The following is a 16,459-nucleotide window of genomic DNA, read 5'->3' on the forward strand; positions in this document are numbered from 1 at the left end:
GGTGAGCCGCTCGGGGGGAAGAAGAGGATCGGCGGGCGGGGGGGGGGGGAGAGACCCCCCGCCCACGAAAAAGCCGCAAGGCATTTGCCGCTTCGGCTAAGGGGTGCGCAAGCCGCCGCGAAAACGGCGGGTTGCAAGCACCCGGACTAAACCAACAGAACCAAGAGTCAGCAACCCGCGCAGCGGGTTGCAAGCACCCAGACTCTCTAGCACCCTGACTACGGACAAGGTGCACGAACGACCGATTTCACTTCACTCGCACACGATTCTTTAAAACCCAAATCACTACCACCTGCATCTTTACAAATTAGGACGTCAACAATACACAAATCCCGCCCCCGAAATCGGTCGCTCATGCACGTACCTTTACAATCAACGCTCAAAATACCGAAAAACCCAAACCTTAGCGCTTGCCTGGATTACTACTCCGTCAAGTCGCCCGGTTTGGCGCCACGCACGCATTTGATTTTTGAGACAATGAAACCATGTCCAGCAGAGATCAAACAGTGGTTATCATCGGCGGCGGTCCTGGCGGCTACGAAGCAGCAGCTCAGGCTCGCGTTCACGGGGCTCGCACGATTCTCATTGAGGAACAGGGGCCCGGCGGTTCCGCGGTCCTCACCGATGTGATTCCTTCGAAAACATTGATTGCCTCCTCGGTGTGGATGGATAACGTGCGGCGCGCCGGAGAACTCAACATTGTGGAGGAAGGCAGTTCCTACACGGCTGATGTGCTGGGTATTTTTGACCGGGTGGGACGCATGGCGGGGACGCAAAGCGCCGAGATTACCCACCGTCTGAGCGAATCCGGCGTGGAGCTGATTCGCGGACGCGGTTCTATCTTGCCGGAAACCGCTGATAATGGGCGGAGAATCGTGACGGTAGGCGAACGTCGCTTCGAAGCCGACGCGGTCATTGTTTCTACCGGGGCGCGCCCGCGGAAACTTCCCAAAGCCATGCCGGACGGCAAACGTATCTTGACCTGGAAACAGATTTATTCTCTCAAGACCGTGCCGACGCACCTTATCGTGGTCGGTTCAGGCGTTACCGGTGCCGAGTTTGCCTCGGCGTTCAACTCGGTGGGCGTAAAAGTCACCTTGGTGAGTTCTCGCGATCACGTGCTGCCCAATGACGACCCGGATGCGGCGCGGCTCATTGAGGAAGTGTTCGCCAAGAACGGGGTCAATATTTGTGCCAACTCCCGCGCTGAAGCTGCCCGCGTGGTCGACGACGGGGTGGTCGTCACGTTGAGCGATGGCAGAGAGCTGGAAGGTTCTCACGTGTTGATGGCGGTCGGGGCGATTCCGAACACGGACCAGATGGGTCTGGAGGAAGCCGGCGTGGAGCTCGACGAGCGCGGCTTCGTTAAGATTGACCGTGTCTCACGCACGACCGCGAATCGTATCTATGCCGGCGGGGACTGCACCGGCGTGTTCTTGCTCGCTTCAGTGGCTTCTGCACAAGGGAGGATTGCGATTGCGCACGCTTTGGGCGATGCGGTGGAGCCGCTGAACCTGGATCAGGTGTCCTCCAATATTTTCACTAACCCCGAGATTGCGGCCGTGGGGGTGACCCAGAAACAGGTCGATTCCGGCGAGGTCGATTGTGTGAGCGTGACGCTCCCGATTGCCCGCAACGCTCGCGCCCGGATGCGCGGCATTGACGAGGGCTTCGTGAAACTGTTTGCCCGCCGGCGCACCCGGACTATCGCCGGGGCGGTCATTTGCCTGCAGTATGCCGGGGAGTTCATTTTTCCGCTGACCCTCGCGGTTAAGAACCGCCTGACAGTCGATCAGTTTGCCAATACTTTCACGATTTACCCCTCCATCTCCGGCACTATCACGGAAGCGGCCCGCTCCCTACACAAGATGGTGGAACTCCCCTAACTTCTGTACCGTTTAAACCCAGCGTAGACCGACCCGAAATGTGTGAGGATAGGAGCGTCCACCCGATACGTTAACCAACGAAAGGACGCGCAATGCTGCACGAGATTACTTTCCCCTCTTTCAACGAACGAGACACTGTTTACGGCTGGATTTACGTTCCGGCGGCGAAGCCGAAAGGTATCGTCCAACTCGTTCACGGTTTCGGCGAGCATTCACGCCGGTATCTGCACCTCATCGTCAATCTGCTGGAGGCAGGCTACATCGTGGCTGCTGACGACCACGTTGGTCACGGGAAAACCGCTGTAGAGAACGACCGTTGGGGCGACTGGGGCGACAAGGGCCCTCACACGATGATGGAGGACGAACACCGCCTATCCGTGCTTGTGAAAGAAAAATACCCGGACCTGCCCCTGTTCTTTTTCGGCCACTCGATGGGGTCGATGATTGGACGAGACTACATGGTGAAATACGGCGACGAGCTCGCGGGAATTACCCTGTGTGGAGTGACGGGGCGCTTCCCCGAGACAGACGCGGTGATAGCGCGGCTGCAAGAGCTGGTGGCGGCCGGCGAGGGCGAAAGCAGCAACCCCGAGATTGTCCAGCAGTTCTTCGGCTTTTCATTTGCCCGCATTCCCGAGGGTGTAAAGATTGGCAACGAGTGGATTTGTGAGGATCCTTACGTGCAAAAGGACCATGCCGAGGATCCTTTTGATGCTTTCACCAAGCCGACATCAAACCGTTCCATGCTCGATTTTGCCCAGATGCTGAAACAGGTCGAAGGCCCCCAGTGGGCCGAGTCAGTCCCCAAGAATCTGCCGGTTTACCTGATAGCCGGTTCTGAAGATCCCATTGGCATGTTCGGCACCGGGTTCATGGAGGTCGTGAACTGGCTGGAGGATACGGGACACCAGACCCAGGCGCAGCTCTATTTCGGATATCGCCACGAAATCCACAACTACACGGACATCAAAGACGAAGTGGCCTGGGGCATCATCGACTTCTTCGACGATATTGTTGCAGCCTGACGCCCCGGAGCGCTTGGGGACGTTCACCGGATTGAACTCTGGCCGCGCAGTATTTGCTGGAGAGCAGTTTGCGAGACCAGAGTTCTCCGGCGTTCAGATATGAATCGGTTTCACTTAGCACCATCAATCACGATGGTGGGGTTGTCCCGTGTGATTATTTCTTTACAAAAGATATCGGCTTTGAGGTAGTTAGACATCAATTCCGAAAGCTCATCGATTGCGGATTGCAAATCCTGGGCGCGCAGAGGATCTACGCATTCAATAATCAAGAAAGCTTTGTTTGAATCGTCCCTTAGAGCAGTGCGGATGCCATCGCGCCAGTTCCAGCAGCGACAAATCGCTCCCGCATCATCGCGGTAGCACAATTCCCCCTCTAAGGTTGGCGATTCCTCCTCTTCTCCCAGGGCGGTGAAAGCGTCTGAACCTTGAGTGATGCCGAGACGAATGTTTCCATCCATAGCGTCGATATCCTCTCCCCCCACTGGAAGTGCATATTTCAGAGAAATAATGTTGTAAATGTCTACTGTCGGGTTAATTGAGCCAACAGGGTTTCCCTTTAATACACGTTTCAACAAATTCTCAATTGAGCAGCGGGCGCCTTTCTTAGTTTTGAACTTCTGGAATGCTTCGCGCCACACAGCCACCACTTCATTCTGGGAGATAGTGTCTGAGGTGAGGTGTTTTTGGGCAGTACGGTTCGCCTCGGCAAGGAGCTGCTGAATAGTTGTCACGTCCTCTTCTGGCACTTCCTCGACTTGGCGCATATTCTGAGCCACAACAATGCCTATCCGTGCCTCAGGGAACAATTCCCAAAACGAATCTTCAGTGACAAACTGCTTCATGACATGCCTCATTTCTTCTCGATTTCTTGCCATCCGCATCCAATTATGCTCCATTATCCCCTCTCTGGATTACCTAGGCAGCATCGCACTACTTGGAAGAGTTCCGGGCTACATCACTAAATACTGCATGAAAGCCACACCTGTGAGCGTAGGTTGAGCAACAGCCATATAAAATATATTTCCAGATTCAGATAGGGTCGTTCACCCCCGAACGGCCCTATCTGACCGTTAAGCCCACTCGCCAGGCCCTTGTGACGTCCTCTCCCCACCGTTCACTGATGAGGTCGCACGATGCAACTAATCCCCAACCGTACAGCTGAGAGCCTTTTCCCGGGCGAAGACTCGTTGCGAGCATCTCTCAAGCACCGGGGATTCTCGCGGCGCGATTAGCCGCCAGCACCCCATTGGTGCGGGTCAGAGTCAGATGCGCCGTGCCTTTAGTGGGAAGCTACGAATCACTGGTGGGGACATTTTGAGAACTGTGATGCTTCTTTGAGGTTAACCGGTGTATCACCCTGGCCACCATCAACGGATGACGAGCCTGCACCTTCGCAATCAACATGAGCATCCATTTAGGAAATGACAACGTAATTCTCCTTCTCGGCTACTTCAGCAATGATTTCCTGGACTTCCCAATCCACCCGTGAAGCATCGTCTTTCACCAGCCCCAACCTGGTTGGACGCTGCAAAATATCCGCAGCATTCATAGCCCCCTCGTGAGTCAACGCAAAAGCCACCTCAGCGCGGGTCACATCGGCGCCATACAAGTATTCCAAAAGTCGGGCGATTTCCGCCTGAGCCACCACGGAGAACGCCCCATCCCGGGAACGAATCAGGGCGTGCTTGCGCGAAATATCTACAGTTGAGCCTCCCTCACCACTATCAATAAGGAGTCTTAGTCCGGTGAAAGTTCCGATTACATCGTCGCGGCTGAGGGACTGTTCGAGGGCGAAGTAGATGTTGTGTAGCAGGAAATCAATATCTTCTTCGGGAGTTTCGGGCACGTCAGGAATCAGACCGGGATTATCCTAATCTGTCAACCCCAGGTACACCCGATGGTGCGGTGCCGGCAGAATGAACAGGTAACGCGAGATTGACCCCGACAGCGGCACCGTGAGGGAACCTCGCGGATTCCCCAGGCACTCGGCATAGGTTACTCTGAGCATTCGCGACATTACACGCCGAAAATAGGGTATTTACACTTGAAATAACCAGCTGTAAAATATTATCAGCGCGCGCCAGAAGGGATGTTTAAAATGTTTAACTTTTCACGACACCTACTAACCCTTGCCACGGCGTTTATCGTGAGTTGTTCCCTTGACACACCCAGCGGCATTAGCAGACAGCTTTGAGAATGAGATGAGTCGCGTTACCGCATAAAAAGTGAAAACTCTAACCTATACTAAAAACTCCATAGTTTTGCTAAACATCAACGGAAAATACGAGGAGTCATAAACGTGAGCGAAATATTTATTGGATCCAAGAATCCTTCAATATACAGCCAGCATATTTCTCACTCCAGAATCGATTCTACATTAGAGTCGAATCTAAGCAATTCTCGTTTGCGGGCTATTCTGGGCGACGTTATAGACATTAACAGCGAAGCGCACTTTATCGCGGACGCTTTTAGTAATTTATCTAAAATTGATACTATTCTTCACCGTTCAAAGGACTCACTAACTGAACTTGTTACAGATTACAATCATCGCCGGGATTTAATACTTAAAGCCTGCTCAGCCAATGAGACATATAAAGCTAACGAACATAAATTGTTAGAAGCTCTCGACTCTGAATTTAGGGAACGCATTTCTAGCTACGCCGACGATTGTGTCGGTCTCATCAACAACGTCGCCACCAAGGCAGCATCTAGTGACGCCAGCTTGGTGGCTATGGATTGGATTTCCGGATATAAAGGTAGCGAAGGACTATTTCTGCGCGATTCAGAGGCTCACGGCATCAAAACCGATATCATCAGCTTCTTTACTCAGGCTCTCAGCGATTCAAAAGGGAACATCCCCACTGAAAACGACCAACGCTCTGATTATCATGGTCAATATCTCACTGCTGCAGACTTAACCGGATCGTCTTTTTTTCACAAGCTAGAAGTGTTCGCCCGCACAGTTTCATCCAAACAAATGCAGCAAGATAATCTCAGGATTAACGAAGCAAACGAACGTAAGAATCGTCCTCACAATGATGTACTTGCCGCTAAATATGCCTCATCCGATTGGCGCTGGGCTACACGCTTGGATATTAAAGTTTGGCAACACGATTACCAAATTGCCGCAGCACGCCTCGAAGATACCTCTCACTTAGACGGTTTTTCCGACGCATTAAAACGTATTTTAGGCCGTTTTGACGCCTCTGCCAGTGTATATAACAAATATACTGGTCTTGATCCCGAAGAAGGTCCTAGCCTCGGTCTACAAATCGAAGATGCAGCGAACACCTTGGGTAAAACTACCCTCAAGCACGGAGCAGACACCTTTACAAAATACGTATCTCGTATCGATACAATTGCAAAATCATTGTCTTCAAATCAAAAAGCTCTGTTGGGTGTAATGTATGCAGATGCAGAGTCTATCGGTAACGATAAAGCATTTCTCAAAGTAGATGCTTTTGCTAAAGCATTAGCGACTCATAACTTCCACGGCTTTAAACTTGGCAATATAGGAACCGTCAAAGGAGTACATTTACTTAACCAACTCCGCTGGTATCTCGATGATGAATCTAGCACCGGCATTTCTCGGCTTAACTTCTCCAATTCACTCACGCTTAATGAACAGATGGCTCTAATTACCAACAAATATTTACCTTGGATGGTTCAGTCTGAACCCACAAAAATGAAACTTGTTGACTCCGCACTACGGAAACTCCATAACCATTAGAGGAACCTATTAGGTACACCCACGCCCACCGGCATACCGCGTCGTAGCGAGCATCATCAATCATTGATTGGCTGAGGACTGCCATTTTGATCATCTTCCTTCCTTGTATTAGGGCTGGTAGCGCCATTTATGTCTCACTTTTTGAAACAGCTATCCGGTATGTGGACAAAATGGCTATAGTCGGAGCATGACTACTCAAACTAATACTCGAACTGATAACCATTCATCAGCGCCTAAAGCGCTTACCCCCGAAGATCGCAGCGCCCTGTGGGCTGTGACGATCTTCCCAGTTCTGATTATTGCGGCCGCCCTGTGGGGATTCTTTTCCCCCGCTACGGCTGGGACGCTCACTCCGCACGTCGCGATTCTTTTGGGTGTCATTATGTTCGGCATGGGTCTGACCCTAACGTTGCCGGATTTTCGTCTGGTATTCACAAGGCCGTGGCCCATCTTGCTGGGTGTTGTCGCCCAATACGTCATCATGCCTGCGCTAGCGGTATTAATCGTTAACGTTTTACGCCTCCCGGATGCCGTAGCTGTAGGCGTTATTCTGGTCGGATGCGCCCCCGGTGGCACCTCGTCGAACGTGATTTCTTACCTCGCGAAAGCTGACGTAGCTCTTTCCGTCACCATGACCGCGATTTCTACGCTGCTCGCTCCCGTGATGACCCCGCTGCTGACGCAGTGGCTGGCTGGTAAATATATGCCGTTGGATGCCGGGGCGATGGCGGTGAGCATCGTGAAGATGGTGCTGGTTCCCGTTGTGGCTGGCTTAGTGCTACGACTGGCTTTCCCCAAATTCATCAACCGGATTCTTCCGGCCCTTCCTTGGGTTTCTACCCTGGGTATTTCCGGGGTGGTAGCCGGGGTAGTCAGCGCTTCCGTAGATGCCATCAAGGCAGCAGGTCTGATGGTTTTGGTCGCGGTTATACTGCACAATATCCTGGGTTACGGCGTGGGGTACGGCTTCTCGAAACTGCTGCGGGCAGATAACCGAGTGTCGCGCACGGTCTCGATTGAAGTCGGTATGCAAAACTCTGGCATGGCGGCCACCCTGGCTAAGACACACTTTGCCATGACCCCCGAAACCGCACTGCCCGGCGCCATCTTCTCCATCTGGCACAACCTGTCCGGGGCGTTGCTCTCGGTCATCTACCGTCGCATGGCTGAACGCGAAGCCGCCCGCCAAGCTGCGAGCCAAACCCCGGAGAACACCGCAACGGCCACGGCAAACCCGATGCCGGGCGCTACTGCAGAAAACACCACCACCCCGGCATTGGTGGGCTAAATCCCTTTTGAAAATCCCCTAAAGGCGACAAAGACGGGCAGGCTGGCGAAAAAAACAGCCTGCCCGTCTATCTCATCCCACTCACGAAATACTACGGGTTTGCATTAATTTGCACTCCTTGAGCATCGCCTCTCTTTGATGCCGCGAATCTTCTTGACAATCACTCCGCGTGCTCGCCGCAGTCGTGTACATATTGAGGAAAATATGAGGTTGGTAGACGATGACTATTTGTCCCAATCAAAGACTGAACTTTTGTGATGCCTTGCCTACAACAATGAGAAGTCAAGTCCACGAGCATGTATAAAGAGCTTCCAGCCCCGACCTTTTCAAATGCAAATTATACTTTTCATTTATGCATAAAAAAGCTAACATGTAAAGTATGATTAGCAATTCCACACTACTGCATTCGTATTCTCGCGATTTGGCACGCCCTCGATACCTTGACCTGCTGCGACGCTACCGTGATACCGAATCGGTAAAGGTACTCTCTGGAGTGCGTCGCTGCGGGAAGTCGACTCTGTTGCGATTGTGGAAACAGGAACTGCTGGATTCTGGAGTACCGGAAAATCACATTTACCTGCGGCGTTTTGATGATTTTTCCCTGCCGCTTGACCTTAATGCACAATGGCTGCAAGCAGATTTACAGCAAGCCTTCGATGCCGCCGACCCCAACAAGCCCTTCTACGTGCTACTAGATGAAGTCCAAGATGTTACTGGTTGGGAAAAAATCGTCCGTGGATTGCATACCCGTCCCGGAGTGGACGTGTATCTCACCGGCTCCAACGCCTATGTTTTGAGCGGTGATTTAGCAACTCGACTCAGTGGACGCTATGTAATCCTTGAGATTTACCCCCTGTCTTTCCAGGAATATCTAGATTTCGTAACCACCAGCCAGGAAACCGCCCGCAGTGAAGAAGCCCTGTTTGCCGATTACCTGCGCTTTGGAGGCATGCCAGGACTGTTCCAACTTCCCGGATTAGACACGGAAACCGTGACTAGAGAGCTCACAACCATCTTTGATTCCGTAATCCTGCGCGACGTGGCAGCCCGACTCCAGGTACGTGAATTAAACGTCTTAGAAAAGTTGGTCCGCTATGTGTTTTCCACTTCCGGGTCCCTGTTCTCCACTCGTTCCATCGTGAACACTCTGAAAAGCTCGGGCTATCGCGTATCTGGAGTTACCCTCGACTCCTATCTTGATGCCCTATCCCGAGCGCTGTTGATATATCCGGTCGAACAGATGGGGCTGCGCGGCAAAGAAATTCTGCGACCATTACGCAAGTTCTATCCCGTCGACACGGGATTACGGAACCTGACCACCGGTTTCGCTCCGACTGATGTCGGCTACCAGTTAGAAAACCTGGTTTACCTAGAGCTGCGCCGTCGTGGCTTCACTGTCAGTGTGGGTGCGCTGCCTAAAGGGGAAGTGGACTTCGTGGCGGAAAAGAATGGCGAACGCGTTTATTTCCAAGTCGCCGATGACGTTAGCAACAAAAAAGTCATGACCCGGGAGCTCACACCACTACAGGCCATCGAGGATGCTTTTCCCAAATTATTGCTGACCACGGATTATTTACATACTGGAATCCGCCCCGATGGTATACGAGTACTCCACATCATTGACTGGCTCACTGGCCGGGGAGAAACTGCATCACTGTAAAAAACTACATCCAATGGGTAAAAAGAATTGCAATCGATGAGTTTCATTATTTCCTGACGACCTCCGGTGGCGATGCGCAATAACACCTAGTTCACCGCAGTTTGGTTAGCCCCGACTACATGACTTTCGTTTTTTCAATCTCTTTGGTCATATCGTGAATCCGCCCGGCAATCGTATGCCGCAAAACCAACCCGAGCACCAGGTTCGGAATCAGGAACACCAGGATTATCACCAGGTTGTAAGCAAAATCACCCGCATAAATCCCGGCGATTGCCGAACGCATCAAGTTAATCGCATATGTGGCGGGCAGCCAGGGACTGATGTTTTGGAACCATTGCGGTAGCAGTTCCAGCGGATAGGCCCCACCAGCGGCAGAAATCTGTAACACCAGTAGCACCACCGCTACGGCTTTGCCCGCATTGGAAAGTGCCACTACAAGCGTGTAAACGATATTGGTAAAGACGGTGGAAATGACCCATCCCGCCAAAATCAGCAGGAAGGGGTGCGCCGGTTCAATCTCCACAAACACAATCAGCCCGACCATCAGCAATGTGGATTGAGCCATCCCAATTACCCAGAACATGAAGTAACGTCCCAGATACTCCTGAGCCCCGGTGAACACAGGCTTGTTTACTGCAGCTTTCATGGCTGATTCCGCAGCGTTCGTATCCGCCGCAGCGGCTGCATCAGAATGCTTCCGGGCTGCAATGTTGGCCAGGTAGCGTTGGCCCACATTCGGAGAAACGCCAGTACGCAGGAACACCCCCGCCAGGAGCGCCCCCACCCACAGGGCTATGACAGTGAATAGCGGAGCCATGCCTACCCCGAAAGTGGCGACTGGGAACACAGCATTGCGTTGTACTGCTACGGGGGAAGAAATCAGGCGGGCAAAGCCTTTGGGGTCAGCTCCCAACGTCATAGCGATTTGGTTCAAGTCCCCTTCCTCCCGGGTGGACGCAATCTGTTCACGAGCCTGGTCCAAGCGGTTGGCCCCGTCACGCATCCTTTGCGCGGTATCGGCCAGTGCCTTTTGGGAGCGGCGCGTACTCTCAATCATCCCACCCGCACTTTCCGACAGGTCGGCTTGTATCTCCTCCAAATATGAACGGAAAACTTTCACATCCTCTCCGGCAGAATCCAGGTTTTCACGCAGGCTTTCAATCTTTGGCTGCAAATTTTTCTCATAGTTGGACCGGGCCGTGTCAATAGCCCGTTGCGCGTCCGCTATGGCACGGTGGGCCGACTCCCTCAGGTCAGAATCGAGAGTTACCCCCCGGCGCAGGTCAGCTGCAATACTGCCCAGTCGTTCCGACAGGCTTTGTTGGCGAGCAATCGCCGCGTCCATATCGGCTAGGAATCGATCAGCGGTCGGATCCTTCCCCAGCAAATCCGCCCCGTCCGGGCCCAGTGACTGCTCGATCGCGTCCCGCGTCTTTTGGAAGCCACTGATTTGTTTATCCAACAAAGTCTGCAGCTGTTCGACTGCGGCAGCGCTGCTTTGGGTGGTGCTGTTGGCCGAATCCAGCAAGTTGTCCAATTGATTTTGCAGGTTGGAAATATTGTCCGCCGCTAGGCTCACAGCATCGTCGAGCCCGGAGGAAACGACCGCGAAGGGATCATCCGCCCCCCCGGTACTATTGTCCCCGGAATCCAATGTGGCGCCAACAGCCCCATCGAAAGAGTCCTGCACCCCCTCGGCCAGCTGTTCTGCCCCCGTGGCCAGCGGCACCGCCGAACCTACCAAGATAGACAGAGAACTAACTGTATTCGCCCCGGAATTCAGTTGTGCACAGAGGGCTTCGAGACGGTTGCTCAGCCGGTCCAAGGCAGCCTGAGTGTCGGCAGTGTCCAGGTAAGAGGACACGTCCTCGGCAATGCCCACAGCGACTTCAGCCAAGGTTCGCGAAAAAGTCGTGTTGATTTGTGCGGTGACACCCTGGGCGCCTTGCGAGGTGAGATTGGCTGACAGCGGGTTCTTCTTTTCGTTGGTGTACAGCGTGATATTCGCCGGGGCAGCCCCGCCGGCATAGAACGTGAACATGGATTGCGAAAAATCCGCCGGTAACACAATTGCCGCGTAGTACTTCCCCGAGCGCGTACCTTCCAAAGCCTGATCCTTGCTGGTCAGCACCCAATCAAACTGGTCATTCGCTGCCAGTTCCTTAAGCACCGTGTCCCCCACATTGACTTTGACGTTCAGGAATTTACTGTTGTAGCCCTCATCGGTGCTGGCCACGGCAATCTGCAACCGTCCTGAATTTGAGAAGGGGTCCCAGGTCGCCAGCACGTTGAACCAGGTGAAAAACAAGGGCACGGTAATCAACAGGACCATGAATATCCGGACCATGACGCTGCTGCGAATCTGGCGGAAGTCGTCACGCATGATAAAAAGTACTTTGTTCATCGTGTCGCCTCGCTGGTTGCAGAGGTGTCGGTTTCGCCCGTCGGCTTCTCGGCACTTTGGTCCGCGATGTCATCCCGGACTCGATTCTGGGGTTCGGTCGGGTTTTCATCGGCAGAGTGGTCCGCGGTCTCGTTCTGGGTTTCATCGGGGGTGTTCTCCGCGCTTTCCCGCCGGGGTTCATCCATTGTTCCGACAGTGTCCCCCTCCACAGATTCCACTGCGGCACTTTCTTCCACAGCGGCATCTTCCCGCACTGACGCGGTAATCAGGCGGCGTTCACTGCGGCTCCAGTAACGTCCGCTGTTCAGACTCTCCGACCGATTTGTGGTTTTTGTAGTATTCGCGCCTCTCTGGCGGGCTAGGCTCTCGAAAAGCTCATCTTCCGTCAGATGTGACAGCCTTTCGGCCCGTTCTATGGAGCTCTTTAGCGCGACCACGTCAACCAGCGCCCCAATAATGACCAGTCCCCAAATCGCTACTATACCCAAAAGCACCGGCTTGCTGGCGGAGGTGAGCCGGGAAATCATCCCCAGCACAACCAGTCCCAAAATCCCCACGATGCTCAGTCCATTAATCAAAGCGGGATAACGGGCATTGAACTTTTCCTGACGTCGACTGATACGGGTGGAGAATTCTTTCCGGTTACCCAGCAGCGCAATGATGTTACTCAACCTGTAACCGGGGCTTTGCAGCTGTACGTTTTCATTCACAACCAGTTCAGTGCGGGCCAAATCGTCATAGAACAACTGGGTGAAGTAACCCAAGCGACGCCTACCCACAAAGCCCAGCTGGAACACCGTGACGCTCATAATCAATAAAACCGCCATAACATGCCAGAATCGACCGTCATAGAACCCGCCGATAGTTTCTCGCACCGCATCGATGCCGTAAGAAAACGGGAGCATTGGGGAAAGCAGACGGAAAAATCCGGGCATGAGTTCAATCGGATAGATGCCTGAGGCTCCGGGAATCTGCAACACCACTAGCAAGATTGCCAGGGCTCGGCCTACGTGACTGAGCGCTGCCGCCAAGGCATAGATAATTGCCAAATAACACGGCCCAATCAGCATAGATGTAGCAATGAAAGCGGGAACATTGACCGCCTGAACTCCCATCAGCAAACTGCCCACACTGACAATCAATCCCTGCCCTACAGACAGCACACCGGAAAGCATGAATCGTCCCAGATAAGCCGAGCGCAAGCTCAACCAGCCAAAGCCTTCTTTATCGACTTCTACCCGGAAAATAATGACCAGTATAAGCGCGCCAATCCACAGGGAGAGATTGATAAACATGGCCGCCATTCCCGAACCATAAGAGTTAATGGGAAAGAACGTTTGTTGATCGAATTCCACCGGTGAGGTCAGGTAGCGTCCGATATTGGTCGGGTCCAAGCCAATGACTGTTTCCAAGGTTCCCGTCCGTAGCGCGGTGGCCAGAGTCGCCACATCGGTTTGTGCCCCGCGTGCCGTACTGGCCAGTCCGTTCAAGTTGCCCTGCACCTGGCCGAGCACGTTTTGCATGTCTGCAATCTGGACATCAACCCCGTGGGTCAGCGCCGAAATTTCCGTAAGGGAAATCCGCGCGGTACCCACCGCGGATTTGATGGCTCCCAGCTGAGCCGACAGCTGCGTCACCCGGGCGTTTAACGTGGATGCTGCCTGACTGGACTGTTCACGCAAACCGGTGGTAACTTGTTGCGCATCGGTCAGAGCCTGATTATAGGCATTCATCAGCGCCTTCAAATCTTCGCTGGTCTTTACCGCATCTGACCCGGTTTTCCCGATCTTAGCGAGCAGATTCTGCATGTCGTTCAGCCGGGTATTTAACTCTGCAGCGAGCTTTTGCGTCTGCGGGGATTCTTCCAAAACCTCAATCTGAGCACGCATTTTCACTATCGAAGCATTCGCCCGCTGAATGCCGGATTGCAGCTGCAAGTCCATTTCGGTGAGTTTACTCGTAGCATTCGACACAGCCGAACTCGCCGCCGCCGAGGACTCATTGAGCGCTTTTTGGGCGTTGATACTGGCTTCCCCCGCCACGGCCGCAAATTCGGAAGCATCGGAGACGACCGTTCCTAAAATGTCTTGGGCGTTACTCAAAGCCGCGGAAACATCAGCCAATGCCGGGTCAGCTGCAGCCAGCGCAGCCCGGACTTTTTTCATAGTCTCTAAGGAACCCGTCAGAGACGCACTGGCGGAATCCAAGGCGACTTGCGCATCAGCCAGGTCCCGGTTGATACCGCCCAAGGCGTCGACAGTGCTGCCCTGAGCACCAACAACGCTCGCGTCAATCTCTAACCCACCATCGCGCAAAGCCTGCGCAATGGCCTCGCCGACCTGGCCCCGGAAAGTGGACGTGATTTGAATATCGAGTTCATTTGCTCCGACATCGGTAATTTTTGGCGCAATAGCGCCTTTCTTTTCATTCACATAGTATTCGATGGTCGGCTGGTGACGTTGACCGCTAAAAATATCGACCAAATCTTTGCTAAAGGTCTTCGGGATGACAAAAGTCGCATAAACTTCCCCGGCTTTGATTTTGTGGTTGGCCGTGTCCTGATCCGTAAACTGCCAGCCGAGATCTTCATTCTCTGACAGCTGTTCGACTATGAGGTCGCCAATATTGAGCTGGCCAGTCAGTGCAGATGCCGCACCCGCATCGTTATTCACCACCGCTATGGGCAGGTTTTCCGTAGCCTTATAGGGGTTCCAAAAGGCCAAAATATTCAGCCACGTGTACAGGGCTGGGGTGACTAAGATGCCGAAGACGATAATCAGGGACCGCGGAACCGCAATAATCCGCCTCACGTCACGAGTGAATACCCGCCAGCTATCTTTCACCCCCCAATCATAACCGCGTGTTGAAAATCTGGCAGTTCACGCAATCTACCACGTGACTTTACAGCCCTAAGAACTCTTTGACCTTTGGGAGTTCACGTTGCATCTGTTCGTATCCGGCGGCAAAATTTTCTTCCAGTTTGGCGGGATCATCTTCGAAATTCGCAACCCCCATATGTTCGGGATAAAAGACGTAGGCCTTGCCCTCAGCCTCCAAGCGCTCCAGCTCCGCCCGGGTCCGGTTGTAATTCGCGGGACGGTCCACCAAGGCCTGGGCGGCCCGCGGATAGCGTGCCAGCAAAGACCGATAAGTCCAATCGGGCAGACGGTTTTCCTTCACGTAATCACGCGGTCGCGTCAGGATGACCAGGAACTTTTCGTAGCCATCGGCCTGCGCTACATCCAGAGGAATCCCGCCGCTAGGGCCTATGGCACCGTCCATGCAGGCCTCCCCGGCAATGTAAGTGACCGGGGTGGCGATCGGCATGGATCCCGAAGCCTTGCACACATGGGTCAGCTTTTGCTCCGTGTCCACCTGGTCTGCACAGAAATAGACATTTTCTCCACGCTCCGCGTTGTACACCCCAACACGCCACGCCGCTGGATTGGCCACAAACCGTTCATAATCCAGTTCCAGCATTGCCCCCGGCTCAGTCATGTCGTAGTACATGTGGTGGGTGTCAAAAAGCCCTTTGCCTTTGATGGCGGTCTTCCAGCCGCCAAAAGCAGGATCGGTAGTGACATCAATAAAGCAGCGCCGGGAGCGTTGAGGCAATCGGGCCAGATAGTTCACCAGGCAGGTTGCCCCCGCGGAGATTCCTGCCACGTAGTCCACATACACTTCCGCTTCCAACAGGGCGTTTACTGCTCCCCCGCTGTAACTGCCACGCATGGCCCCGCCTTCAAACAATAAAGCTGTGTCAAAGACGTTGTTTTCAAACCGTTGCATTCCAAGTCACCCCTAGTCCCATCGTAGGGCTTGACATGGTAATCCGCATCTGGAGAGTTGCTAGTTTACTCCCACTCGATAGTCCCCGGTGGCTTGGACGTGCAGTCCAGCACCACGCGGTTGATTTCGGGAACTTGGTTGGTAATCAGGTTAGAAATCCGCGCCACCAAATCCCAATCCAAACGCGACCAATCCGCAGTCATCGCGTCCTCGGAGGAAACCGGACGCAGCACAATGGGATGCCCATAGGTACGCCCATCACCCTGCACCCCCACCGAACGCACGTCGGCGAGCAACACCACGGGACACTGCCAAATCTCTGTGTCCAGCCCGGCCGCACTCAGCTCATTGCGTACAATCAAGTCCGCCGCCCGCAAGATTCGCAAGCGATCCTCGGTAACCTCTCCGATGATGCGGATAGCCAAGCCCGGACCGGGGAAAGGCTGGCGGTTCACGATGACGTCAGGCAACCCCAACTCGTGACCCAAAGCACGAACCTCGTCCTTGAACAGTTTGCGCAGCGGCTCGATGAGCTCAAACTTCAAATCTTCGGGCAATCCGCCCACATTGTGATGCGACTTGATATTAGCCGTGCCGCTGCCACCGCCCGATTCCACCACGTCAGGATACAAAGTGCCCTGGACCAGGAACTTTACTTCCCCGCCACTGGCGCCGAC

The 16,459-nt window shown here is 53.6% G+C and carries 13 protein-coding genes; 5 read left to right on the forward strand and 8 right to left on the reverse strand.

Annotation, left to right across the window (positions count from 1 at the left end; translation table 11 throughout):
* Positions 1-485: 485 nt before the first annotated feature.
* Positions 486-1,886 carry an NAD(P)H-quinone dehydrogenase gene (locus AC5LBQ_RS08115; protein WP_295027245.1) on the forward strand — a complete coding sequence of 467 codons (1,401 nt, stop codon included), beginning with the start codon at positions 486-488 and terminating at the stop codon, positions 1,884-1,886.
* Between the two features lie 92 nt (positions 1,887-1,978).
* The gene (locus AC5LBQ_RS08120) at positions 1,979-2,911 is read left to right on the forward strand and encodes an alpha/beta fold hydrolase (protein ID WP_295027246.1); all 933 of its coding nucleotides are present in this window, start codon (positions 1,979-1,981) and stop codon (positions 2,909-2,911) included.
* Positions 2,912-3,021: 110 nt separating this feature from the next.
* On the opposite strand, the gene AC5LBQ_RS08125 is transcribed toward AC5LBQ_RS08120, so the two are convergent.
* The 4 genes from AC5LBQ_RS08125 to AC5LBQ_RS08140 form a co-directional block, all read right to left on the reverse strand.
* Positions 3,022-3,753, reverse strand: a complete 732-nt coding sequence (locus AC5LBQ_RS08125) for a B3/B4 domain-containing protein (RefSeq protein WP_295027248.1) — start codon at positions 3,751-3,753, stop codon at positions 3,022-3,024.
* 448 nt (positions 3,754-4,201) lie between these two features.
* Positions 4,202-4,339: a hypothetical protein gene (locus tag AC5LBQ_RS08130; protein WP_493265162.1), complete on the reverse strand. Its 138-nt coding sequence runs from the start codon at positions 4,337-4,339 to the stop codon at positions 4,202-4,204.
* Positions 4,326-4,757, reverse strand: coding sequence for a hypothetical protein (locus AC5LBQ_RS08135; RefSeq protein WP_493265163.1), 432 nt, complete (start codon positions 4,755-4,757; stop codon positions 4,326-4,328). Before AC5LBQ_RS08135 ends, AC5LBQ_RS08130 begins: the two co-directional genes overlap by 14 nt.
* A gap of 24 nt (positions 4,758-4,781) precedes the next feature.
* A complete protein-coding gene (locus AC5LBQ_RS08140) occupies positions 4,782-4,919 on the reverse strand; it encodes a hypothetical protein (protein ID WP_493265164.1) in 138 nt (45 codons plus the stop codon).
* Positions 4,920-5,210: 291 nt separating this feature from the next.
* On the opposite strand from AC5LBQ_RS08140, the gene AC5LBQ_RS08145 reads away from it, so the two are divergent.
* From AC5LBQ_RS08145 to AC5LBQ_RS08155, 3 genes are all read left to right on the forward strand, one after another.
* Positions 5,211-6,641: a hypothetical protein gene (locus AC5LBQ_RS08145; protein WP_295027254.1), complete on the forward strand. Its 1,431-nt coding sequence runs from the start codon at positions 5,211-5,213 to the stop codon at positions 6,639-6,641.
* Positions 6,642-6,828: 187 nt separating this feature from the next.
* The gene (locus tag AC5LBQ_RS08150; RefSeq protein WP_493265165.1) at positions 6,829-7,929 is read left to right on the forward strand and encodes a bile acid:sodium symporter family protein; all 1,101 of its coding nucleotides are present in this window, start codon (positions 6,829-6,831) and stop codon (positions 7,927-7,929) included.
* A gap of 379 nt (positions 7,930-8,308) precedes the next feature.
* Positions 8,309-9,589 (forward strand): ATP-binding protein, encoded by a 1,281-nt coding sequence (locus AC5LBQ_RS08155; protein ID WP_493265166.1) that lies wholly within the window; start codon positions 8,309-8,311, stop codon positions 9,587-9,589.
* Between the two features lie 115 nt (positions 9,590-9,704).
* Here AC5LBQ_RS08155 and AC5LBQ_RS08160 read toward each other — a convergent pair whose 3' ends face one another.
* From AC5LBQ_RS08160 to AC5LBQ_RS08175, 4 genes are all read right to left on the reverse strand, one after another.
* Positions 9,705-11,993 carry a YhgE/Pip domain-containing protein gene (locus AC5LBQ_RS08160; protein WP_493265167.1) on the reverse strand — a complete coding sequence of 763 codons (2,289 nt, stop codon included), beginning with the start codon at positions 11,991-11,993 and terminating at the stop codon, positions 9,705-9,707.
* Positions 11,990-14,836: a YhgE/Pip domain-containing protein gene (locus AC5LBQ_RS08165; RefSeq protein WP_493265168.1), complete on the reverse strand. Its 2,847-nt coding sequence runs from the start codon at positions 14,834-14,836 to the stop codon at positions 11,990-11,992. The genes AC5LBQ_RS08160 and AC5LBQ_RS08165 overlap by 4 nt, the downstream gene beginning before the upstream one ends.
* Before the next feature lie 58 nt (positions 14,837-14,894).
* Positions 14,895-15,782, reverse strand: coding sequence for a patatin-like phospholipase family protein (locus tag AC5LBQ_RS08170; protein ID WP_493265169.1), 888 nt, complete (start codon positions 15,780-15,782; stop codon positions 14,895-14,897).
* Positions 15,783-15,847: 65 nt separating this feature from the next.
* Positions 15,848-16,459: GMP synthase (glutamine-hydrolyzing) (locus AC5LBQ_RS08175; RefSeq protein ID WP_493265170.1), on the reverse strand; the 612-nt coding region annotated here is incomplete at its 5' end.

Source organism: Mobiluncus sp., assembly GCF_985070215.1.